The 23,852-nt window shown below is 61.2% G+C and carries 21 protein-coding genes and 1 tRNA gene; all 22 read right to left on the bottom strand.

The genetic code is table 11. The features are described from left to right. Entirely contained in the window at positions 1–801 is an 801-nt protein-coding gene (gene rpsC / locus ABD05_RS07430) for a 30S ribosomal protein S3 (RefSeq protein ID WP_006482899.1), read from the bottom strand. Positions 802–812: 11 nt separating this feature from the next. Further along, entirely contained in the window at positions 813–1,142 is a 330-nt protein-coding gene (rplV, locus tag ABD05_RS07425; RefSeq protein WP_004199272.1) for a 50S ribosomal protein L22, read from the bottom strand. A 12-nt stretch (positions 1,143–1,154) separates the two neighbouring features. Continuing rightward, positions 1,155–1,430: a 30S ribosomal protein S19 gene (rpsS, locus tag ABD05_RS07420; RefSeq protein ID WP_004199273.1), complete on the bottom strand. Its 276-nt coding sequence runs from the start codon at positions 1,428–1,430 to the stop codon at positions 1,155–1,157. A gap of 10 nt (positions 1,431–1,440) precedes the next feature. Beyond that, positions 1,441–2,268 (bottom strand): 50S ribosomal protein L2, encoded by an 828-nt coding sequence (gene rplB, locus ABD05_RS07415; RefSeq protein ID WP_006482900.1) that lies wholly within the window; start codon positions 2,266–2,268, stop codon positions 1,441–1,443. 2 nt (positions 2,269–2,270) lie between these two features. Then, positions 2,271–2,585, bottom strand: coding sequence for a 50S ribosomal protein L23 (gene rplW, locus ABD05_RS07410; RefSeq protein ID WP_004199275.1), 315 nt, complete (start codon positions 2,583–2,585; stop codon positions 2,271–2,273). Further along, positions 2,582–3,202, bottom strand: a complete 621-nt coding sequence (gene rplD, locus ABD05_RS07405; protein ID WP_011350675.1) for a 50S ribosomal protein L4 — start codon at positions 3,200–3,202, stop codon at positions 2,582–2,584. The genes rplW and rplD overlap by 4 nt, the downstream gene beginning before the upstream one ends. Further along, positions 3,202–3,852 carry a 50S ribosomal protein L3 gene (rplC, locus tag ABD05_RS07400; protein ID WP_006482922.1) on the bottom strand — a complete coding sequence of 217 codons (651 nt, stop codon included), beginning with the start codon at positions 3,850–3,852 and terminating at the stop codon, positions 3,202–3,204. Before rplC ends, rplD begins: the two co-directional genes overlap by 1 nt. A 177-nt stretch (positions 3,853–4,029) precedes the next feature. Next, positions 4,030–4,341 (bottom strand): 30S ribosomal protein S10, encoded by a 312-nt coding sequence (gene rpsJ, locus ABD05_RS07395; RefSeq protein WP_004199280.1) that lies wholly within the window; start codon positions 4,339–4,341, stop codon positions 4,030–4,032. 286 nt (positions 4,342–4,627) lie between these two features. Further along, a complete protein-coding gene (tuf, locus tag ABD05_RS07390) occupies positions 4,628–5,818 on the bottom strand; it encodes an elongation factor Tu (RefSeq protein WP_017333531.1) in 1,191 nt (396 codons plus the stop codon). A gap of 39 nt (positions 5,819–5,857) precedes the next feature. After that, on the bottom strand, positions 5,858–7,960 hold the full coding sequence (fusA, locus tag ABD05_RS07385; protein ID WP_047899581.1) for an elongation factor G: 2,103 nt from the start codon (positions 7,958–7,960) through the stop codon (positions 5,858–5,860). A 123-nt stretch (positions 7,961–8,083) separates the two neighbouring features. Then, positions 8,084–8,554 carry a 30S ribosomal protein S7 gene (gene rpsG / locus ABD05_RS07380; protein ID WP_006477195.1) on the bottom strand — a complete coding sequence of 157 codons (471 nt, stop codon included), beginning with the start codon at positions 8,552–8,554 and terminating at the stop codon, positions 8,084–8,086. A gap of 172 nt (positions 8,555–8,726) precedes the next feature. Then, on the bottom strand, positions 8,727–9,107 hold the full coding sequence (gene rpsL, locus ABD05_RS07375) for a 30S ribosomal protein S12 (RefSeq protein ID WP_006400662.1): 381 nt from the start codon (positions 9,105–9,107) through the stop codon (positions 8,727–8,729). Positions 9,108–9,334: 227 nt separating this feature from the next. Continuing rightward, positions 9,335–11,182 carry a DNA helicase RecQ gene (gene recQ, locus ABD05_RS07370; RefSeq protein WP_047901116.1) on the bottom strand — a complete coding sequence of 616 codons (1,848 nt, stop codon included), beginning with the start codon at positions 11,180–11,182 and terminating at the stop codon, positions 9,335–9,337. A 300-nt stretch (positions 11,183–11,482) separates the two neighbouring features. Beyond that, positions 11,483–15,730, bottom strand: coding sequence for a DNA-directed RNA polymerase subunit beta' (gene rpoC / locus ABD05_RS07365; protein ID WP_047899580.1), 4,248 nt, complete (start codon positions 15,728–15,730; stop codon positions 11,483–11,485). Positions 15,731–15,751: 21 nt separating this feature from the next. Then, complete coding sequence (rpoB, locus tag ABD05_RS07360) at positions 15,752–19,858, bottom strand: DNA-directed RNA polymerase subunit beta (protein ID WP_047899579.1); 4,107 nt, start codon at positions 19,856–19,858, stop codon at positions 15,752–15,754. Between the two features lie 377 nt (positions 19,859–20,235). Further along, the gene (gene rplL / locus ABD05_RS07355) at positions 20,236–20,610 is read right to left on the bottom strand and encodes a 50S ribosomal protein L7/L12 (RefSeq protein ID WP_047899578.1); all 375 of its coding nucleotides are present in this window, start codon (positions 20,608–20,610) and stop codon (positions 20,236–20,238) included. A 63-nt stretch (positions 20,611–20,673) separates the two neighbouring features. Beyond that, positions 20,674–21,171, bottom strand: coding sequence for a 50S ribosomal protein L10 (rplJ, locus tag ABD05_RS07350; protein WP_027788582.1), 498 nt, complete (start codon positions 21,169–21,171; stop codon positions 20,674–20,676). A gap of 295 nt (positions 21,172–21,466) precedes the next feature. Further along, positions 21,467–22,165: a 50S ribosomal protein L1 gene (gene rplA, locus ABD05_RS07345; protein ID WP_006482906.1), complete on the bottom strand. Its 699-nt coding sequence runs from the start codon at positions 22,163–22,165 to the stop codon at positions 21,467–21,469. Further along, positions 22,166–22,597 carry a 50S ribosomal protein L11 gene (rplK, locus tag ABD05_RS07340; RefSeq protein ID WP_006753591.1) on the bottom strand — a complete coding sequence of 144 codons (432 nt, stop codon included), beginning with the start codon at positions 22,595–22,597 and terminating at the stop codon, positions 22,166–22,168. It lies immediately after the preceding gene. A 140-nt stretch (positions 22,598–22,737) separates the two neighbouring features. Beyond that, positions 22,738–23,295 carry a transcription termination/antitermination protein NusG gene (nusG, locus tag ABD05_RS07335; RefSeq protein WP_006400672.1) on the bottom strand — a complete coding sequence of 186 codons (558 nt, stop codon included), beginning with the start codon at positions 23,293–23,295 and terminating at the stop codon, positions 22,738–22,740. Position 23,296: 1 nt separating this feature from the next. Further along, positions 23,297–23,677, bottom strand: a complete 381-nt coding sequence (secE, locus tag ABD05_RS07330) for a preprotein translocase subunit SecE (protein WP_006482892.1) — start codon at positions 23,675–23,677, stop codon at positions 23,297–23,299. Positions 23,678–23,720: 43 nt separating this feature from the next. Then, positions 23,721–23,796, bottom strand: a tRNA-Trp gene (locus ABD05_RS07325). Positions 23,797–23,852: the final 56 nt, after the last annotated feature.

The raw sequence follows: 23,852 nt of genomic DNA, 5'->3' as shown, positions 1-23,852 counted from the left end.
TTATTCTCCAGTCTTGCCGTCTTCGGGCTTGCCGGCGCCACGGCGCGGTGCGCCACGGCGAGCACCCGGAGCGCCGCCTTCGCCGTCACGGCGCGGACGACGGTCGCCCGGACGCGCATTGCGACGCGGACGCTTGTCTTCGGCTACTTCTTCCACCACCGGTGCGTCATTGCGGCCGAGCGTGTCGCCCTTGTACACCCACACCTTGACGCCGATGATCCCGTAGGTCGTCTTCGCTTCCGAAGTCGCGTAGTCGATGTCGGCACGCAGCGTGTGAAGCGGAACGCGACCTTCGCGATACCACTCCGTACGTGCGATTTCGATACCGTTCAGACGGCCTGCGCTCATGATCTTGATGCCCTGGGCACCCAGACGCATCGCGTTCTGCATCGCACGCTTCATCGCGCGGCGGAACATGATCCGGCGCTCGAGCTGTTGCGTGATCGAGTCAGCGATCAGTTGAGCATCGGTTTCCGGCTTGCGGATCTCTTCGATGTTGACGTGAACCGGCACGCCCATGCGGCGTTGCAGTTCCGTCTTCAGCTGTTCGATATCCTCGCCCTTCTTGCCGATGACCACACCCGGACGCGAGCTGTAAATCGTGATGCGCGCGTTCTTCGCCGGACGCTCGATGACAACCCGACCGACCGAAGCGTTCTTCAGCTTCTTCTTCAGGTACTCACGAACACCGATGTCTTCCTGAAGCATCGCCGCGAAATTGTTGTTGTTCGCGTACCAACGCGAAGCCCAATTGCGGCTGACAGCCAGGCGGAAGCCAGTCGGATGAATTTTCTGTCCCATCGTATGGCTCCTTAATTCCCGACCGTCACAGTGATGTGACAGGATTGCTTCTCGATGCGGTTACCGCGGCCCTTGGCGCGCGCGGTGAAACGCTTGAGCGATGCAGCCTTATCGACGTAGATGCTCTTGATCTTGAGCTCGTCGATATCGGCGCCTTCGTTGTGCTCCGCATTCGCGATTGCCGACAGCACAACCTTCTTCACGATGCCAGCCGCCTTCTTCGGCGAGAACGTCAGAACGTTCAGCGCCTTGTCGACCGGCAAACCGCGGATCTGGTCAGCCACAAGGCGCGTTTTTTGCGCCGAGATGCGGGCACCGCGATGAATTGCTTTCACTTCCATCTTGATTGCCCCTTATTTCTTGGCCTTCTTGTCGGCTGCGTGACCCTTGAACGTACGGGTCAGTGCGAACTCGCCAAGCTTGTGGCCGACCATGTTTTCCGAGATGTACACCGGAACGTGTTGACGGCCGTTGTGAACAGCGATCGTCAGGCCGATGAAATCCGGCAGAATCGTCGAGCGACGCGACCAGGTCTTGATCGGCTTTTTGTCGCGCGAAGCTGCAGCCGCCTCAACTTTCTTCAGCAAATGGGCGTCGCAGAACGGACCTTTTTTAACAGAACGTGCCATTGCCTACTCCTTAACGCTTGTGACGGCGCTGGACGATCATCGTCGTCGTGCGCTTGTTGCTGCGGGTGCGATAACCCTTAGCCGGCGTACCCCACGGGCTCACCGGGTCGCGACCTGCAGCCGTCTTGCCCTCACCACCACCGTGCGGGTGATCAACCGGGTTCATCGCAACGCCACGCACCGTCGGGCGGATACCGCGCCAGCGGTTCGCGCCAGCCTTGCCGATCTGGCGCAGGCTATGCTCTTCGTTGCCGACTTCACCGATCGTTGCACGGCACTCGATGTGCACGCGACGGATTTCGCCCGAACGCAGACGAACCTGCGCGTAGACGCCTTCACGTGCCAGCAGCATGGCCGACGTGCCAGCCGAACGCGCCATTTGCGCGCCCTTGCCCGGCAGCATCTCGATGCAGTGGATCGTCGTACCGACCGGAATGTTGCGGATCGGCAGCGTGTTGCCTGCACGGATCGGCGCTTCCGAACCCGACATCAGCTGTTGGCCGACGGTCAGGCCCTTCGGGGCGATGATGTAGCGACGCTCGCCGTCTGCGTAGAGCACCAGCGCGATGTTCGCGCTACGGTTCGGGTCGTACTCGAGACGCTCGACCTTTGCCGGGATGCCATCCTTCGTGCGACGGAAATCGACGATACGATAGTGCTGCTTGTGACCACCGCCCTTATGGCGCGTGGTGATGCGGCCGTTGTTGTTACGGCCGGCGGTCGAGCTCTGCGAGTCGAGCAGTGCCGCGAACGGCTTGCCCTGGTGCAGATTCTTGTTGACCACCTTGACCATCGCGCGGCGACCCGGCGAAGTCGGCTTAACTTTAACGATTGCCATGATTACTTGGCCTCCGCTTCAAAGTTGATTTCCTGGCCGGGCTTCAGGCAAACGTACGCCTTCTTCACGTCCTTGCGGCGGCCCATCGAACGGCCAAAGCGCTTCTGCTTGCCCTTCTGAACCAGCACGTTGACGGAGTCAACCTCAACCTTGAACAGCAGCTCGACAGCCGCCTTCACTTCCTGCTTCGTGGCATCCGGCGCGACTTCGAACACGACTTGCTCGTTCTTGTCGGCAACCAGCGTCGCCTTTTCCGAGATCACCGGTGCGAGCAGGACCTGCATCAAACGATGATCGTTCTTGCGAATCTCGCTCATGACAGCAACTCCTCGATCTGGGCGACCGCAGCCTTCGTGACCAGGACTTTCTTGAAGTAGATCAGCGACAGCGGGTCAGCGTAGCGCGGCTCGACAATTGCCACGTGCGGCAGGTTGCGCGAAGCCAGGTACAGGTTTTCGTCGACCGTGTCGGTAATGATCAGCACGGAGTCGAGACCCATGGTCTTGAATTTTTCGGCCAGCAGCTTGGTCTTCGGCGCTTCGAGGATGATGTCCTCGACAACCGACAGACGGCCTTCACGGGCCAGCTGCGAGAAGATCGAGCAGAGACCTGCGCGATGCATCTTCTTGTTGACCTTGTGCGAGAAGTTTTCTTCCGGCGAGTTCGGGAAGATACGACCACCGCCACGCCACAGCGGGCTCGACGACATACCGGCACGAGCACGGCCCGTACCCTTCTGGCGCCACGGCTTCTTGGTCGTGTGCTTGACCTGCTCGCGGTCCTTCTGCGCGCGGTTACCCTGGCGAGCATTCGCCTGGTAAGCGACGACGACCTGGTGGATCAGCGCTTCGTTGTAGTCACGACCGAACACGACGTCCGATGCGTTGACCACTGCACCTTCCTGACCATTTTCGTTCAGGAGCTTGAGTTCCATTATTTCGCCCCCTTGGTCTTGACGGCCGGCGTGACAAAAACCTTGCCACCCTTCGCGCCCGGAATCGCACCCTTGACGAGCAGCAGCTTGCGCTCTGCATCGATACGAGCGATTTCGAGGTTCTGCACCGTCACCGTCACATCACCCATGTGACCCGTCATGCGTTTACCCGGGAACACGCGACCCGGATCCTGCGCCATACCGATCGAGCCCGGCACGTTGTGCGAGCGCGAGTTACCGTGCGTGGCACGGCCGGAGGAGAAGTTGTAACGCTTGATCGTACCGGCGTAGCCCTTACCGATCGACACGCCTTGCACGTCGACCTTCTGGCCCACTTCGAAAAGATCTGCACCGACCACGGCGCCATTCGACAGCTCGGCTGCCTTGGCCGCGTCAATGCGGAATTCCTTGAGGATTTCACCGGCTTCGACACCGGCTTTGGCGAGATGACCTGCCAGCGGCTTCGTCACGCGCGATGCGCGGCGGGAGCCGAATGCAACCTGCACGGCCGTGTAGCCGTCGGTTTCAACAGTCTTGATCTGCGTCACGCGGTTGTCCGACACGTCCAGCACGGTGACGGGAATCGAATCCCCTTCAGCCGTGAAGATACGGGTCATGCCAACCTTGCGACCTACGAGTCCAAGGCTCATCATTTTCTCCATTCCCGACTGCGATTGGTCGGGGCTGATTTACAAAATGCCGGGCACGCAAGGCCCAACTTTTTTACGCGAATACGCGAAAAGCCAAGCAGTATAGCCCGATTCTTCGTTTTCCGCAAGCAATCAAAGACTTAGCGCCGCCCGACAAGCCGGTCGGCGCTGGAAGCCTTACTGCAGCTTGATTTCCACGTCGACGCCAGCCGGCAGATCGAGCTTCATCAGCGCGTCAACCGTCTTGTCGGTCGGATCGACGATGTCCATCAGGCGCTGGTGGGTGCGGATTTCGAGCTGATCGCGCGACGTCTTGTTGACGTGCGGCGAACGCAGGATGTCAAAACGCTGAATGCGCGTCGGCAGCGGCACCGGGCCACGGACGATTGCGCCAGTCCGCTTCGCGGTATCGACGATCTCGGCAGCCGATTGATCGATCAGACGATAGTCGAAAGCCTTCAGGCGAATGCGGATTTTCTGTTGCTGCATGACGATTCCTTGAAAAGAGCGAGGCGATGTTGCATCGCCGGACACTAAAAGAACGTGAAACATGACGCCTGCGGAGAGCGAGACATCAGGTTCCGGACAGTACTTCCACTGCTAAGCCCGCGATTCTACACGAAATTGTGGAGCGGTGGTGCGGGTTTCTCGACCCATGCAACGGAGCACCGGAAAAACAAAACCGGGTGCCAGCGCAGGCTGGACACCCGGTTTCGACGGTACAACTGCATACCGCGGAATCGCGGACCCCGTCGGGATCCGCGGATCGTCGATATTACTCGATGATCTTGGCGACGACGCCGGCGCCGACGGTACGGCCACCTTCGCGGATTGCGAAGCGCAGACCTTCTTCCATCGCGATCGGAGCGATCAGCTTCACCGTGATCGACACGTTGTCGCCCGGCATCACCATTTCCTTGTCCTTCGGCAGCTCGATCGAGCCCGTCACGTCCGTCGTACGGAAGTAGAACTGCGGACGGTAGTTGTTGAAGAACGGCGTGTGACGGCCGCCTTCGTCCTTGCTCAGCACGTACACTTCAGCCGTGAAGTGCGTGTGCGGCGTGATCGAACCCGGCTTCGCCAGAACCTGGCCACGCTCCACGTCTTCACGCTTCGTGCCGCGCAGCAGGATACCAACGTTGTCGCCTGCCTGACCTTGGTCCAGCAGCTTGCGGAACATTTCAACGCCGGTGCAGGTCGTCTTCACCGTCGGCTTGATACCGACGATTTCGATTTCTTCGCCGACCTTCACGATGCCGCGCTCGACACGACCCGTCACCACCGTACCACGGCCCGAGATCGAGAACACGTCTTCCACCGGCATCAGGAACGCGCCGTCAACTGCACGCTCCGGCGTCGGGATGTACGTGTCCAGCGCGTCGGCCAGGTTCATGATCGCCACTTCGCCCAGCTCGCCCGTGTCGCCTTCCAGCGCCAGCTTCGCCGAACCCTTCACGATCGGCGTGTCGTCGCCCGGGAAGTCGTACTTCGACAGGAGTTCGCGAACTTCCATCTCGACCAGCTCGAGCAGTTCAGCGTCGTCCACCATGTCGCACTTGTTCAGGAACACGATGATGTACGGAACGCCAACCTGACGCGCCAGCAGGATGTGCTCACGCGTTTGCGGCATCGGGCCGTCTGCTGCCGAGCAAACCAGGATCGCGCCGTCCATCTGTGCCGCGCCCGTGATCATGTTCTTCACGTAGTCAGCGTGGCCCGGGCAGTCGACGTGTGCGTAGTGGCGGTTAGCCGTTTCGTACTCGACGTGTGCCGTGTTGATCGTGATGCCGCGCGCCTTTTCTTCCGGTGCCGCGTCGATCTGGTCGTATGCCTTCGCTTCGCCGCCGAACTTCTTCGTCAGAACCGTCGTGATCGCTGCCGTCAGCGTCGTCTTGCCGTGGTCAACGTGACCAATCGTACCAACGTTCACGTGCGGCTTGGTCCGCTCGAATTTACCTTTTGCCATGATTCTCTTCTTTCAAAAATAATCGATTGTGATAGCGAATTACTTCGACTTCGCGCTGATGATCGCTTCTGCAACGTTCTTCGGAGCTTCAGCGTAGTGCTTGAACTCCATCGTGTACGTTGCGCGACCCTGCGTCAGCGAACGCAGCGACGTGGAATAGCCGAACATTTCCGACAGCGGCACTTCGGCGCGCACGATCTTGCCGCCGCCCACCATGTCGTCCATGCCCTGGATAATGCCGCGACGACCCGACAGGTCGCCCATCACGTTACCCATGAAGTCTTCCGGCGTTTCCACTTCCACGGCCATCATCGGTTCGAGCAGAACCGGATCAGCGCGGCGCATCGCTTCCTTGAACGCCATCGAACCAGCCATGCGGAACGCATTTTCGTTCGAGTCGACGTCGTGGTACGAACCGAACGTCAGCGTGACCTTCACGTCGACGACCGGGAAGCCTGCCAGCACGCCGCTCTTCAGCGTTTCCTGGATACCCTTGTCAACCGACGGAATGTATTCGCGCGGGATCACGCCGCCCTTGATCGCGTCGATGAACTCGTAGCCCTTGCCCAGTTCGCTGCGCTCGAGCGTAATGACCGCATGGCCATACTGACCACGGCCGCCCGACTGCTTGACGAACTTGCCTTCGACGTCCGCGGCCGACTTGCGAATGGTTTCGCGGTACGCCACCTGCGGCTTGCCGACGGTCGCTTCCACGCCGAATTCACGCTTCATCCGGTCGACGAGAATTTCGAGGTGGAGCTCGCCCATGCCCGAAATGATCGTTTGACCCGATTCTTCATCGGTCTGCACGCGGAACGACGGATCTTCCTGAGCGAGACGGTTGAGCGCCAGGCCCATCTTTTCCTGGTCAGCCTTCGTCTTCGGCTCGACTGCCTGCGAAATCACCGGCTCCGGGAAAATCATGCGCTCGAGCACGATCGGATGTGCCGGATCGCACAGCGTGTCGCCCGTGGTCGCTTCCTTCAGGCCGACCGCAGCTGCGATGTCGCCTGCGCGAACTTCCTTGATTTCTTCGCGCTGGTTCGCGTGCATCTGCAGAATACGGCCGAGACGTTCCTTCTTGTCCTTGGTCGCATTGAGCAGCGTGTCGCCCGAATTCACGACGCCCGAGTAGACGCGGAAGAAGATCAGCTGGCCAACGAACGGGTCGGTCATGATCTTGAACGCGAGTGCTGCGAACTTCTCGTCGTCGGCAGCACGGCGCTCAGTCTTCTCGCCGTTTTCGAGCTCGCCCGTAACCGGCGGAATATCGACCGGCGACGGCAGGAAATCGATCACGGCGTCGAGCATACGCTGCACGCCCTTGTTCTTGAACGCGGTACCGCACAGCATCGGCTGGATTTCGCACGCGATCGTACGGTCACGCAGACCCTTCACGATTTCGGCTTCGGACAGCTCGCCCGCTTCCAGGTACTTGTTCATCAGGTCTTCGTTCGACTCTGCAGCCGCCTCGACCATCTTTTCGCGCCATTCGTTGCACGTGTCGGCGAGTTCCGCCGGGATGTCCACGTAGTCGAACTTGGTGCCTTGCGACGCCTCGTCCCAAATGATCGCCTTCATCTTGATCAGGTCGACGACGCCCTTGAAGCCTTCTTCCGCACCGATCGGCACCACGACCGGAACCGGGTTTGCCTTCAGGCGCAGACGGAGCTGGTCATAGACCTTGAAGAAGTTCGCGCCGGTACGGTCCATCTTGTTGACGAACGCGAGGCGCGGCACCTTGTACTTGTTCGCCTGGCGCCACACCGTTTCCGACTGCGGCTGCACGCCGCCCACTGCGCAGTACACCATGCACGCGCCGTCGAGCACGCGCATCGAACGTTCCACTTCGATCGTGAAGTCGACGTGGCCCGGGGTGTCGATGATGTTGATGCGGTGTTCCGGATAGTTGCCGCCCATGCCCTTCCAGAAGGCCGTGGTAGCAGCGGACGTGATCGTGATGCCACGCTCCTGTTCCTGCTCCATCCAGTCCATCGTGGCTGCGCCGTCGTGGACTTCACCGATCTTGTGGTTCACACCGGTGTAAAACAGAATGCGCTCGGTCGTCGTCGTCTTGCCGGCGTCGATGTGAGCGCTAATACCGATATTGCGGTAGCGCTCGATAGGAGTCTTGCGAGCCACTTTGATCCTCTACTGGGATGACGCGACGCAGCCTTGCTGCATCGCGCTTCAACACAAACGGGCGAGGCGCCTGAAAAGCGCACCCGCCCGGAATTTATTTCCGCTAACAGCCCAGCCAGGCGCTTAGAAACGGAAATGCGAGAACGCGCGGTTGGCTTCTGCCATGCGGTGAACTTCGTCGCGCTTCTTCATCGCGCCGCCACGGCCTTCGGCCGCTTCGGAGAGCTCACCTGCCAGGCGCAGAGCCATCGACTTCTCGCTGCGCTTCTTCGCAGCCTCACGCAGCCAGCGCATCGCCAATGCCATACGACGCGACGGGCGCACTTCGACCGGAACTTGATAGTTGGCACCACCAACGCGACGGCTCTTCACTTCGACCACCGGCTTCACGTTGTTGAGCGCAACCGTGAACACTTCCAGCGGGTCCTTGCCACCCTTGGTCTGGATCTGTTCGAATGCGCCATAAACGATGCGTTCAGCGACCGACTTCTTGCCGGACAGCATCAGCATGTTCATGAACTTGGCTACATCAACGTTGCCGAACTTCGGATCCGGCAACACTTCCCGCTTGGGGACTTCGCGACGACGCGGCATGATTCTTCCTTTACTTGTTCAGTTGGAACTGGATCCAGCCCCGCGGCCACCAACAAACCCGATCACATCTTCACGACTAACCAGCTTGGCCGGGTGACCACTTACTCGACAGCACCGGCAATCCGGCACTCCCGCCTTGACCGCCCAGAGGCGATCCCTGATCAAAAACTGCTTACTTGGCAGCCTTTGCACGCTTCGCGCCGTACTTCGAGCGCGCTTGCTTACGGTCCTTGACGCCCTGGGTATCCAGCGAGCCGCGAACCATGTGGTAACGCACACCCGGCAAGTCCTTCACACGGCCGCCGCGGATCAGCACAACCGAGTGTTCCTGCAGGTTGTGGCCTTCACCGCCGATGTACGAAATCACTTCGAAGCCGTTCGTCAGACGAACCTTGGCGACCTTACGGAGTGCCGAGTTCGGCTTCTTCGGCGTCGTCGTGTACACACGGGTGCACACGCCGCGACGCTGGGGGCAGTCCTGCAGGGCCGGGCTCTTGCTCTTCGTCGTTTCCGACTGACGGCCTTTGCGAACCAGTTGGTTGATGGTTGGCATTGTTTATTCCTGAAATTGAACAAAATCTGCACACCGATTTCGGGCAAAGCGAGAATCGGCGCACAGTTGACTTCCGAACCGGCGAAACGGACGCGAACCTTCGTACGCGACTCGGCCCACCGAATACCGGAACCCAACATAATATTCCGGAAATGCCAACTAAGTCAACGGCTTGCGTGATTTGCCGGCGGGCCGCGTGGTTTACAGGAAGGGTCTGAACACCTGTGTCAGGCCGATTCGACGACGTCGATGATCTCGTCGCCGAAACGCTCGAGCTTGCGCACGCCCATGCCGGGGATATGGCGCAGGTCGTCGATCGACTCCGGTGCGTTGCGCGCGATTTCCGCGAGCGTCGCGTCGTGGAAGATCACGTAGGCAGGCACGCCGTCCGTCTTCGCGGTTTCCGCGCGCCACGCGCGCAGCGCATCCCACCGTGCGCGCTCACGCGTGCCCATGCCGGCCGTCGGATCGACGCGCGTGCCGCTGCGGCTCGACGACTGGCGCGTGCGCTGCGGCTTCACGTAGCGGCGCAGCGTGACCTTCTCCTCGTTCTTCAGCACGGGCTTCGCGGCCTCGGTCAGCATGAGCGCGCCGAAGCCGCCATGGTCGACCGCCAGGTAGCCGTACGCGACGAGCTGTCGGAAAATCGCGCGCCACTCGGGTTCCGACAGCGACGCGCCGATCCCGAACGTCGTGAGCTGGTCGTGGCCGCGTTGCAACACTTTCTCGGTACGCCCGCCGCGCAGGATCTCGATCAGGTGGCTCGAACCGAAATTGAAGCCGCTCGCACGCTGCGCGCGGAACACGCACGACAGCGCCATCTGCGCCTCGCGCGTCGCGTCCCACGAATCGGGTGGCTCGAGGCATGTGTCGCAGTTGCCGCACGGCTGGCTCGCCTCGCCGAAGTAGTTCAGCAGCCGCACGCGGCGGCACGAGATCGTTTCGCACAGCCCGAGCAGCGCGTCGAGCTTCGACGTCTGCACGCGCTTGTGCGCGTCGTCCGCGTCGGACTCGTCGATCATCTTGCGCTGCTGGACGACATCGCCGAGGCCGTACGCCATCCACGCATTCGCGGGCATCCCGTCACGGCCCGCGCGGCCCGTTTCCTGGTAATAGCCTTCGACGCTCTTCGGCAGGTCCAGGTGCGCGACGAAGCGCACGTCGGGCTTGTCGATGCCCATGCCGAACGCGATCGTCGCGCACATCACGATGCCTTCCTCGCGCTGGAACATTTCCTGGTGCTTCTGCCGCACCTCGAACTCCATCCCCGCGTGATACGGCAGCGCGCGCACGCCCTGCGCCTTCAGCCACTCGGCCGTCTCCTCGACCTTGCGGCGCGACAGGCAATAGACGACGCCTGCGTCGGTCGTGCCGTCGGCATTCGTGTGTTCGGCGCGGATGAAGTCGAGCAGTTGCGAACGCGCGTTGTCCTTTTCGACGATCCGGTAGCGGATGTTCGGGCGATCGAAGCTCGATATGAACACACGCGCGTCGTCGAGCGCGAGACGATGGATGATCTCGTCGCGCGTGATCGCGTCGGCCGTGGCGGTCAGCGCGATGCGCGGCACCGACGGGAATCGCTCGTGCAGCACCGACAGCTGGATGTATTCCGGGCGGAAATCGTGCCCCCATTGCGACACGCAATGCGCTTCGTCGATCGCGAACAGGCCGATCTTCGCGCGTTCGAGCAACTCGAGGAAACGCCCCGTCATCAGCCGTTCGGGCGCGACGTACAGCAGGTCGATCTCGCCTTCGCGCAGCGCGCGCTCGGTCGCCGCGGCCTCGGCGCCCGACAGCGTCGAATTCAGGTAGGCCGCGCGCACGCCGACTTCGCGCAGCGCGGCGACCTGGTCCTGCATCAGCGCGATCAGCGGCGACACGACGATGCCGGCGCCCTGCCCGGTCTCGCGGCGCAGCAGCGCCGGGATCTGGTAGCACAGCGACTTGCCGCCACCGGTCGGCATCAGCACGAGACAATCGCCGCCGCCGGCGACGTGGTCGACGATCTCGCCCTGCTGGCCGCGAAATGCGGAATAACCAAAGACTTCGTCGAGGATTTCGAGGGCGCGGGACATGAATGATGAGAACGAGGACGGCAGGACGATGACCGCAAGTTTAACAACCCGCTCGCGCGACGCGTGGCGAATCGTGCAATGTTGGCCAATCGGACAGGGTTCGTTCGCGTGCATGACGGGCCTGCCGCGGCCGCGCCGCAAGCGATCGCGGTGCACGGCGATGTGGCACGCCGCTCGCAAACAGCCGGGGCCGGCGATGCGCAGGCGCGTCATGCGCGTGAACGACGGATAAAAAAAACCGCCCGGCAAAACCGGGCGGTTTCGATGACAGCGAGGCGAGGCGGCTCGCGCCGCCCGCGCTTACTCGGCTGCCGGGTGCTGTTGCGGCTCTTCGGCTGCCGGCGCGCTCGGCGTGCCGAAGTCGAACGCTTCTTCCGCTGCGATCTGGTCGAAACGCTCGCGATCCGACGATTCCTTCGCCTTGCGTGCCTTGTGGAACGCGAGACCCGTACCGGCCGGAATCAGACGGCCGACGATCACGTTTTCCTTCAGACCGCGCAGATCGTCGCGCTTGCCCATGATCGCCGCTTCGGTCAGCACGCGGGTCGTTTCCTGGAACGATGCCGCGGAGATGAACGAGTCGGTCGACAGCGATGCCTTCGTGATACCGAGCAGCACGTTGTCGTACGAAGCCGGACGCTTGTCCTCGGCGATCATGCGATCGTTCTCGTCCAGCATGTCGGAACGTTCGACCTGCTCGCCCGGGATGAAGCGCGTATCGCCGTTGTCGGTGATCTGCACACGACGCAGCATCTGGCGAACGATCACCTCGATGTGCTTGTCGTTGATCTTCACGCCCTGCAGACGATACACGTCCTGCACTTCGTCGACGATGTAGCGCGACAGCGCCTCGATACCCTGCAGACGCAGGATGTCGTGCGGATCGGCCGGACCGTCCACGATCATTTCGCCCTTGTTGACGACCTGAGCATCGTGGACCAGCACCTGCTTTTCCTTCGCGATCAGGAACTCGTGCTGGTTGCCCTCGAGATCCGTGATGACGAGACGCTGCTTGCCCTTCGTGTCCTTACCGAACGACGTCGTACCGGTGACTTCCGCGAGAATGCCGGCATCCTTCGGCGAACGCGCTTCGAACAGTTCCGCCACCCGCGGCAGACCGCCGGTAATGTCACGCGTCTTCTGCGCTTCGGTCGGGATACGTGCGAGCACTTCACCGACCTGCACCTGCTGGCCATCCTTCACGGTAATCAGTGCGCCGACCTGGAAGCCGATCTGCACTGCGTGTTCCGTGCCCGGAATCTTCACTTCTTCGCCGTTTGCGTCGAGCAGCTTCACCTGCGGACGCACGCTCTTCGAAGCCTGCGAACCGCGACGCTTCACGTCGATCACGACCAGCGTCGACAGGCCGGTCACATCGTCGATCTGCTTCGCGACCGTCACGCCTTCCTCGACGTTCTCGAACTTCACCGTACCACCGTACTCGGTGATGATCGGACGCGTCAGCGGATCCCACGTGGCGAGCTGCGTGCCTGCCTTGATGGTCGCACCGTCGAGCTGCAGCAGCGTCGCGCCGTACGGCACTTTGTGACGCTCGCGCTCGCGACCGAAGTCGTCGGTGATCATCGCTTCGCCCGAACGGGAAATGACGATCTGCTCGCCCTTCGCGTTCGTGACGTAGCGCATCGTGGCCGTGAAGCGCACGATACCGTTGCTCTTCGCTTCGACCGACGAAGCCACTGCCGCACGCGATGCCGCACCACCGATGTGGAACGTACGCATCGTCAGCTGCGTGCCCGGTTCACCGATCGACTGTGCCGCGATCACGCCGACTGCTTCGCCGACGTTCACGAGCGAGCCGCGGCCGAGGTCACGGCCGTAGCAGGCCGCGCACAGGCCGTAACGCGTTTCGCAGGTCAGCGGCGTGCGCACGCGCACTTCGTCGATGCCGAGGCGTTCGATTTCCTCGACCGCCGTTTCGTCGAGCAGCGTGCCCGATTCGTACAGCGTTTCCTGCGTTTCCGGGTTCACGACGTCCGCGACCGCGACGCGGCCGAGGATACGGTCACGCAGCGCTTCGACGACTTCACCGCCTTCGACCAGCGCCTTCATCGCGACGCCGTTCGACGTGCCGCAATCGTCTTCCACCACGACCAGATCCTGCGTGACGTCGACGAGACGACGCGTCAGGTAACCCGAGTTCGCGGTCTTCAGTGCCGTATCAGCCAGACCCTTACGTGCACCGTGGGTCGAGATGAAGTACTGCAACACGTTCAGGCCTTCGCGGAAGTTCGCGGTAATCGGCGTCTCGATAATCGAGCCGTCCGGCTTCGCCATCAGGCCACGCATACCGGCCAGCTGACGAATCTGCACCGCCGAACCCCGGGCGCCCGAGTCGGCCATCATGTAGATCGAGTTGAACGACTCCTGGCGCGTCTCGTTGCCGTCGCGGTCCGTCACCGGCTCCGTCGACAGCTGCTCCATCATCGCCTTGCCGACCGCTTCCGACGTTGCCGACCAGATGTCGACCACGTTGTTGTAGCGTTCCTGCGCGGTGACGAGACCCGACATGTACTGGCGGTCGTATTCCTTCACCTTCTTCGCGGCGTCGCCGACGATCGTTTCCTTCTGCGGCGGCACGAGCATGTCGTCCACGCAGATCGAAATGCCGGCGCGCGTCGCGAGACGGAAACCCGACTGCATCAGCTGGTCGGCGAACACCACCGTCGCGCGCAGACCGCACTTGCGGAACGCCGTGTTGATCAGGCGCGAGATTTCCTTCTTCTTCAGCGGCTTGTTCAGCACCGAGAACGGCAGGCCGTGCGGCAGGATCTCCGACAGGATCGCGCGACCGACGGTCGTCGCGTACAGCGAGATCTTCGGCACGAATGCCGGTGCGCCTTCCGACTTGTCTTCGTTGTGGACCATTTCGGTGATCCGCACGTTGACGCGCGATGCCAGCTCGACTTCCTTGTTCTCGTACGCGCGGATCACTTCCGACACGCCGGTGAACGACAGGCCTTCGCCCTTGCCGTTGATCGCTTCGCGGGTCGCGTAGTACAGACCCAGCACGATATCCTGCGACGGCACGATCGACGGATCGCCGTTGGCCGGGAACAGCACGTTGTTCGACGCCAGCATCAGCGTGCGCGCTTCCATCTGCGCTTCGAGCGACAGCGGCACGTGAACGGCCATCTGGTCACCGTCGAAGTCGGCGTTGAACGCCGCGCAGACGAGCGGGTGCAGCTGGATCGCCTTGCCTTCGATCAGCACGGGCTCGAACGCCTGGATACCGAGACGGTGCAGCGTCGGCGCACGGTTCAGCATCACCGGGTGCTCGCGGATCACCTCTTCGAGGATGTCCCACACCACAGGCGTCTGGTTCTCGACTTCCTTCTTCGCAGCCTTGATGGTCGTCGCGACGCCCATCACTTCCAGCTTGTTGAAGATGAACGGCTTGAACAGCTCGAGCGCCATCAGCTTCGGCAGACCGCACTGGTGCAGCTTCAGCGTCGGGCCGACCACGATGACCGAACGGCCCGAGTAGTCGACGCGCTTGCCCAGCAGGTTCTGACGGAAACGACCGCCCTTGCCCTTGATCATGTCGGCGAGCGACTTCAGCGGACGCTTGTTCGCGCCCGTCATCGCCTTGCCGCGACGACCGTTGTCGAGCAGCGAGTCGACGGCTTCCTGCAGCATCCGCTTTTCGTTGCGGACGATGATTTCAGGCGCCTTCAGCTCGAGCAGACGCTTCAACCGGTTGTTACGGTTGATCACGCGGCGATACAGGTCGTTCAGGTCCGACGTCGCGAAACGGCCGCCGTCCAGCGGCACGAGCGGACGCAGTTCCGGCGGCAGCACCGGCAGCACTTCGAGGATCATCCACTCGGGCTTGATGCCCGAGCGCTGGAATGCCTCGAGGACCTTCAGGCGCTTCGCGTACTTCTTGATCTTCGCTTCCGAGCCGGTGTTCTTCAGCTCGGTGCGCAGCGTCTCGACCTGCTCGTCGATGTTGATCGCGCGCAGCAGCTCACGCACGCCTTCCGCGCCCATCTCGGCACGGAATTCGTCGCCGTATTCCTCGACCTTGTTGTAGTAATCCTCTTCGGTCATGATCTGCCGCGCCTTCAGCGGCGTCATGCCCGGTTCGATCACCACGTACGCTTCGAAGTACAGCACGCGTTCGATGTCGCGCAGCGTCATGTCGAGCACCATGCCCAGACGCGACGGCAGCGACTTCAGGAACCAGATGTGCGCGACCGGCGAGGCCAGCTCGATGTGGCCCATGCGCTCGCGACGCACCTTCGCCAGCGTCACTTCGACGCCGCACTTCTCGCAGATCACGCCGCGGTGCTTCAGACGCTTGTACTTGCCGCACAGGCACTCGTAGTCCTTGATCGGCCCGAAGATCTTCGCGCAGAAGAGACCATCGCGTTCCGGCTTGAACGTACGGTAGTTGATGGTCTCCGGCTTCTTCACTTCGCCGAACGACCACGAACGGATCTTGTCAGGCGAAGCCAGACCGATCTTGATCGCGTCGAAAACTTCTTCCTGTTGGACTTGCTTGAATAGATCGAGCAGAGCTTTCATTGCTTTCTCTCCGTAGTCCGATTAATTGCGGTCGAGATCGATATCGATACCGAGCGAGCGGATTTCCTTCACGAGCACGTTGAAGGATTCCGGCATGCCTGCATCGATCACGTGATCACCCTTGACCAGGTTTTCGTACACCTTGGTCCGGCCGGTCACGTCATCCGACTTCACCGTCAGCATTTCCTGCAGCACGTAGGACGCGCCGTACGCTTCGAGTGCCCACACTTCCATTTCACCGAAACGCTGGCCACCGAACTGCGCCTTACCACCCAGCGGCTGCTGCGTGACGAGCGAGTACGGGCCCGTCGAACGCGCGTGCATCTTGTCGTCGACCAAGTGGTGCAGCTTCAGGTAGTGCATGTAGCCAAGCGTCACGCGACGTTCGAACATTTCACCCGTGCGGCCGTCGTACAGACGGACCTGGTTCTTCGACGGGTTCATGCCGAGCTGTTCAGCGATGTCGTCCGGGAACGCGAGGTTGAGCATCTTGCCCATTTCTTCCTCGGTCGCACCGTCGAACACCGGCGTTGCGAACGGCACGCCTTCGCGCAGGTTCTTCGCGAGTTCGAGGATCTCGTCGTCGGTGAAGCTTTCCAGATCTTCCTGGCGGCCCGAGTCGTTGTAGATCTTCGTCAGGAACACGCGCATTTCCTCGATCTTCGCCTGACGCTGCAGCATTTCGCCGATACGCCAGCCGAGGCCCTTCGCGGCCCAGCCGAGGTGCACTTCGAGAACCTGACCCACGTTCATCCGCGACGGCACGCCGAGCGGGTTCAGCACGACGTCTGCCGGACGGCCGTCGGCCATGTACGGCATGTCTTCGATCGGGACGATCTTCGACACGACACCCTTGTTACCGTGGCGGCCTGCCATCTTGTCGCCAGGCTGCAGGCGGCGCTTCACCGCGAGGTACACCTTGACCATCTTCAGCACGCCCGGCGGCAGTTCGTCGCCTTGCGTGAGCTTCTTGCGCTTCTCTTCGAACGCGAGGTCGAACTGGTGACGCTTTTCTTCGATCGAGTTCTTGATCGCTTCGAGCTGCGCCGCTGCTTCGTCGTCCGCGAGGCGGATGTCGAACCAGTGGTAATGGTCGAGGTCTTCCAGGTATGCCTGGTCGATCTTCGTGCCCTTCGCGAGCTTCTTCGGACCGCCGTTCGCGACCTTGCCCACGAGCATGCGCGCGAGACGCTGGAACGCGTCGCCTTCCACGATGCGCAGCTGGTCGTTCAGGTCGAGACGGTAGCGCTTCAGTTCGTCGTCGATGATCTGTTGCGCACGCTTGTCGCGCTGGATGCCTTCACGCGTGAACACCTGGACGTCGATCACGGTACCGCTCATGCCCGACGGCACGCGCAGCGACGTGTCCTTCACGTCCGAGGCCTTCTCGCCGAAGATCGCGCGCAGCAGCTTCTCTTCCGGCGTCAGCTGGGTCTCGCCCTTCGGCGTGACCTTGCCGACCAGCACGTCGCCCGCTTCGACTTCCGCACCGATGTACACGATGCCCGATTCGTCGAGACGGCCGAGCTGGACTTCCGCCAGGTTCGAGATGTCGCGCGTGATTTCTTCCGGCCCGAGCTTCGTGTCGCGTGCAACGACGTTCAGCTCTTCGATGTGGATCGACGTGTAGCGATCGTCGGCCACGACCTTCTCCGAGATCAGGATCGAATCCTCGAAGTTGTAGCCGTTCCACGGCATGAACGCGATCAGCATGTTCTGGCCGAGCGCGAGCTCGCCCAGGTCGGTCGAGGCGCCGTCGGCCAGCACGTCGCCGCGCGAGACCTTGTCGCCCATCTTCACGATCGGACGCTGGTTGATGTTCGTGTTCTGGTTCGAACGCGTGTACTTGATCAGGTTGTAGATGTCGACACCGACTTCACCTGCGACCGCTTCGTCGTCGTTCACGCGAATCACGATACGGCCTGCGTCGACATAGTCGACGACGCCACCGCGGAACGCCTGAACCGTCGTACCCGAGTCGACCGCGCAGGTGCGCTCGATGCCCGTACCGACGACCGGCTTTTCCGGACGCAGACACGGCACGGCCTGACGCTGCATGTTCGAGCCCATCAGCGCACGGTTCGCATCGTCGTGCTCGAGGAACGGGATCAGCGAGGCTGCAACCGACACGATCTGCGACGGCGCGACGTCCATGTACTGGATACGGTCCGGGGTGACCATCATCGTTTCGCCGGCTTCACGCGACGACACGAGTTCGTCGATCAGCGTACCGTTCTCGTCGATCGCGGCGTTCGCCTGCGCGATCATGTAGCGGCCTTCTTCGATCGCCGACAGGTAGTCGATCTGGTCGGTCACCTTGCTGTCCACGACCTTGCGGTACGGCGTCTCGAGGAAGCCGTACTCGTTCAGGTGCGCGTACAGTGCGAGCGAATTGATCAGGCCGATGTTCGGACCTTCCGGCGTTTCGATCGGGCACACGCGGCCATAGTGGGTCGGGTGCACGTCGCGGACTTCGAAGCCTGCGCGCTCGCGCGTCAGACCGCCCGGGCCCAGTGCGGAAACACGGCGCTTGTGCGTGATTTCCGACAGCGGGTTGGTCTGGTCCATGAACTGCGACAGCTGCGACGAACCGAAGAACTCGCGGATCGCCGACGAAATCGGCTTCGAGTTGATCAGGTCGTGCGGCATCAGGTTTTCGCTTTCGGCCTGGCCGAGGCGTTCCTTGACCGCGCGCTCGACACGCACGAGACCGGCGCGGAACTGGTTCTCCGCCAGTTCGCCGACGCAACGCACGCGACGGTTGCCGAGGTGGTCGATGTCGTCCACTTCGCCCTTGCCGTTGCGCAGCTCGACGAGGATCTTGATCGTCGCGAGGATGTCGTCGTCCTGCAGCGTCATCGGGCCGGTGATCTCGTCACGGCTGACGCGGCGGTTGAACTTCATGCGGCCGACCTTCGACAGGTCGTACGCTTCTTCGCTGTAGAACAGGCGGTTGAACAGTGCCTCGACCGCTTCTTCGGTCGGCGGCTCGCCCGGACGCATCATGCGGTAGATCGCGATGCGCGCGGCCGTCTTGTCGGTCGTTTCGTCGACACGCAGCGTCGACGAGATGTACGGGCCCTGGTCCAGATCGTTCGTGTAGAGCGTCTGGATGTCCTTGATGCCCGCTTCGCGCAGCTTCTCGAGCACGCTTTCCGTGACTTCGTCGTTCGCGCTCGCGATCACTTCGCCGGTGTCGCCGTCGACGACGTTCTTCGCCAGCACGCGGCCGAGCAGATAGTCTTCCGGCACCGAGATGAACTTGGTCTTCGCGGCTTCGAGGTCGCGAATGTGCTTCGCGTTGATCCGCTTGTCCTTCTGGACGATGACCTTGCCATCACGATCCGTGATGTCGAAACGCGCGACTTCGCCACGCAGGCGCTCGGGCACGAACTCGAGTTGCGCGCCTTCGTCCATCAGCGTGAAGTTGTCGAACACGAAGAAGTTCGCGAGGATCTGTTCCGGCGTCAGGCCGATGGCCTTCAGCAGGATCGTGACCGGCATCTTGCGGCGACGGTCGACGCGGAAGTACAGGATGTCCTTCGGATCGAATTCGAAGTCGAGCCACGAGCCGCGGTACGGAATGATCCGTGCCGAGAACAGCAGCTTGCCCGAGCTGTGCGTCTTGCCCTTGTCGTGTTCGAAGAACACGCCCGGCGAACGGTGCAGCTGCGAGACGATGACACGCTCGGTGCCGTTGATGACGAACGAGCCCGTCGGCGTCATGAGCGGAATTTCGCCCATGTACACTTCCTGCTCCTTCACTTCCTTGACGACCGGCTTGTTCGGCGATTCCTTGTCGAGGATGACGAGGCGGACCTTCGCGCGCAGCGCGGAGCAGTACGTCAGGCCGCGCTGCTGGCATTCCTTGATGTTGAATGCCGGCGCGGACAGCGCATAGCTCACGAACTCGAGGCGCGCGAAGCCGTTGTGCGAAACAATGGGAAATACCGATGTGAACGCAGCCTGCAAACCTTCAGGCTTGCGTTGCGTCGCGAGCACATCGGCTTGCAGAAACGTGCTGAATGATTCAAGCTGGGTAGCCAGCAAGAAAGGAACTTGGTGAACGATGGGGCGCTTCGCGAAACTCTTGCGAATGCGCTTCTTCTCGGTGAAGGAATATTGCATACGATCTCCGAATCACGGCGGGTGCTATCGAGGCGGAATACCTGGACGTTTCAAACCCGAGTGTTCACCGACTGAGACCCGATGGCCGTCCAACGGCTTGAACGAGCCGAGAAGCTTGGTGGTTGGCCGCTACCAACCGCTGGCTGACGGCAGCGGATGCCTGTGTTGCCCGCTACCCGACCAAACTTGCCTTCTGCAGTCGCTTCAGAAGACAAAGAGAAACGCCAATCGTGACCAATGACAACGATTAGGCGGTTTTCTTTGGCTTCTGGGGCCAATTATTCGGGCTCCCGAATGAGTGCCAGAATAACGTCCCCACAAAGCACAAAAAGGCCGGCGGTGAAAATACCGCCAGCCTTCGCACAGCGCGCCGAAACTTACTTGATTTCGGCCTTCGCGCCTGCGTCTTCCAGCTTCTTCTTGGCTTCTTCAGCAGCAGCCTTGGCGACGCCTTCCTTGACAGCCTTCGGTGCGCCGTCAACCAGGTCCTTCGCTTCCTTCAGGCCCAGGCCCGTCAGTTCGCGAACGGCCTTGATGACCGAAACCTTGTTCGCGCCTGCTTCAGCCAGAACGACCGTGAATTCGGTCTGTTCTTCGGCAGCAGCAGCAGCGCCGCCGCCTGCCGGGCCAGCGACTGCCACTGCAGCTGCCGACACGCCAAACTTCTCTTCGAACGCCTTGACCAGTTCGTTCAGTTCCAGAACGGTCATCCCTTCGACTGCTGCCAGGATGTCTTCTTTTGCGATTGCCATTTGAAATACTCCTAAATTGAATTCGGATACAGCCAGCGATCAATGACGCTGATGCACGTTCGATTACGCAGCTTCTGCTTGCTTCTTCTCGGCCAGCGCGGCCAGAGCGCGCGCGAAGCCCGAAACAGGCGATTGCATAACGAACAGCAGCTTCGAGAGCAGTTCTTCGCGGCTCGGGATGCTTGCCAGCGCTTGCACGCCGGCCTTGTCCATCACCTTGCCATCGAACGAACCAGCCTTGATGACCAACTTGTCATTGCTCTTGCTGAAGTCGTTGACGACCTTAGCAGCAGCAATTGCATCTTCCGAGATGCCGTAGATCAACGGGCCAGTCATCTGCTCTGCCAGCGGAGCAAACGGCGTACCTTCAACAGCGCGACGCGCCAGCGTGTTCTTCAACACGCGCAGGTAAACCTGTTGCTCACGCGCTTGCGCGCGCAGCTTGGTCAGATCGCCAACCGCAATTCCACGATACTCAGCCAGCACAACGGTCTGGGCCTTCGCGACTTGCGCGGAAACCTCAGCTACGACGGCTTGCTTGTCTTCTCTATTAAGCGGCACGGTTAGCCTCCAGAAACGATACGTTCGGCACGAAACCTCACGTACCTCGTTCAACAACGGCGTCCGACCTCGTTAGGAGTATTTCCACCTCACACCGCGAATCGCTTCACGGCCTGCGGCTTCACCACTGCAAAACTTTTTCGGGTTCGCCATCTGCGTTGGCTTGAATTAAGGGATCGCCTGACTGCTGCGCCCCACCAACGGTCTTTGATAACCGGTTGCCCGCCTTGCTGCACGAACAACCGCCCAAAGCCCATGAAGGCCGCTTCGCGAACGATGCGGCCCGAATACTTGCTTACTGTGCTGCCAGCGTAGCCTGGTCGACACGCACGCCGACGCCCATCGTGCTCGACAGTGCGATCTTGCGCAGGTACACGCCCTTGCTCGTTGCCGGCTTTGCCTTCTGCAGCGCTTCGATCAGCGCCGACAGGTTCGAACGCAGCGCGGTCGGCTCGAACGATGCACGGCCGATGGTCGCGTGGATGATACCGGCCTTGTCGACACGGAATTGCACCTGACCAGCCTTCGCGTTCTTGACGGCGGTTGCGACGTCCGGCGTGACCGTACCGACCTTCGGGTTCGGCATCAAGCCGCGCGGGCCGAGGATCTGACCGAGCGTACCGACGATACGCATCGTGTCCGGCGAAGCGATCACGATGTCGAAGTCCATCTGGCCAGCCTTGATCTGCTCAGCCAGGTCTTCCATACCGACGATTTCCGCGCCTGCTGCACGAGCCTGCTCGGCCTTTTCACCTTGCGCGAACACTGCAACGCGAACCGACTTGCCCGTACCGGCCGGCAGAACGACCGAACCACGAACGACCTGGTCCGACTTCTTTGCATCGATGCCGAGCTGGACTGCGACGTCGATCGATTCGTCGAACTTCGCGCTCGCGCATTCCTTCACGAGGCTCAGTGCGTCTTCGATCGCGTACAGCTTCTGACGATCAACCTTGGCGGCAAATGCCTGACGGCGCTTGGAGATCTTAGCCATTTACACGCCCTCCACAGTGATGCCCATCGAGCGTGCGCTACCAGCGATGGTGCGAACGGCTGCGTCCAGATCAGCTGCCGTAAGGTCCGGCATCTTGGTCTTCGCGATTTCTTCAGCTTGAGCGCGCGTGATCGAACCGACCTTGTCGGTATGCGGCTTGCTCGAGCCCTTGTCCACCTTCGCCGCCTTCTTGATCAGGACGGTCGCCGGCGGCGTCTTCATCACGAACGTGAAGCTCTTGTCAGCGAATGCCGTGATGACCACCGGCACCGGCAGACCCGGTTCCATGCCTTGAGTCTGCGCGTTGAACGCCTTGCAGAACTCCATGATGTTCAGGCCGCGCTGGCCCAGTGCCGGACCGACCGGCGGCGACGGGTTGGCTTTACCTGCAGGGATCTGCAGCTTGATAAAGCCGACAATCTTCTTTGCCATTTGTAAACCTCGTTGGAACGCCAGGCGGCGTTCGGTGAGTGATAACGCGCGTTCGCCGCTGGCTACTGACGCTCCTCAACGGCCATGACGCGGGCCGTAAGCGCGAAGGTGGGCAGCCGAGGCTGCCCACCGAATCGGGATCAAACTTTTTCGACCTGGCCGAACTCGAGTTCGACCGGGGTTGATCGGCCAAAGATGGTGACCGACACACGCACGCGCGATTTTTCGTAGTTGACTTCTTCGACGGTGCCGTTGAAGTCCGTGAACGGGCCTTCCTTGACACGAACCATCTCGCCAACTTCGAACAGGGTCTTCGGGCGCGGCTTTTCGACGCCTTCCTGCATCTGCGACATGATCTTCTCGACTTCCTTCGGGGAAATCGGGGTCGGGCGGTTACGCGCACCGCCGACGAAACCGGTGACCTTCGCGGTGTTCTTCACGAGGTGCCACGTTTCGTCCGTCATTTCCATTTCCACCAGCACGTAGCCGGGGAAGAAACGACGCTCGGTCACAGCCTTGTGGCCGCCTTTGACTTCGACCACTTCTTCGGTCGGAACCAGGATCTGACCGAATTTGTCCTGCATGCCAGCACGTTCAATGCGCTCCTGAAGCGCACGTTGCACGCTCTTCTCCATACCGGAGTAGGCGTGCACGACGTACCAACGTTTTCCGCTCGGGGATGCCGGAGTATCGCTCATATCATTTCCAACCCAGAATCGCCGAGAAAATTACCCACTCGATCGATTTGTCACTCAACCAGAGGAAAATCGCCATCACGAGCACGAAACCGAACACGACGAGTGTTGTTTGCGTTGCTTCCTTGCGGGTGGGCCAAACGACCTTCCGGACTTCCTTGTACGAATCCTTGGCAAAGGCGATGAGGCTCTTGCCAGGTGCGGACATCAGCCCGACGGCCACGCCGGCGATGATACCTACCGCCAACGCGGCACCGCGGACATACCACTGCTGATTGGCCAGCCAGAAGAAGCCCACGAATCCGGCCAACACCAGCAATACGCCCAGGGCCAGCATCAGCTTATCGCCGGAGGTATTTACAGTTTCGACGGATGGATTCGCCATAACACCTTAAAACAAATGCCACGTAGAACACGTGGCTATTTTTTGGCAGGGGCAGAGGGAATCGAACCCCCAACCTTCGGTTTTGGAGACCGACGCTCTGCCAGTTGAGCTATACCCCTAAACCATGCTGGGGCCGGCTGTTGCCAGCCCCAAAACTTGTCGATCAACGAATAAC

This window comes from Burkholderia pyrrocinia (assembly GCF_001028665.1).
Classification (GTDB): domain Bacteria; phylum Pseudomonadota; class Gammaproteobacteria; order Burkholderiales; family Burkholderiaceae; genus Burkholderia; species Burkholderia pyrrocinia.
The sequence above is the reverse complement of the archived record's forward strand: the minus strand, read 5'-3'. Positions and strand labels throughout refer to the sequence as shown.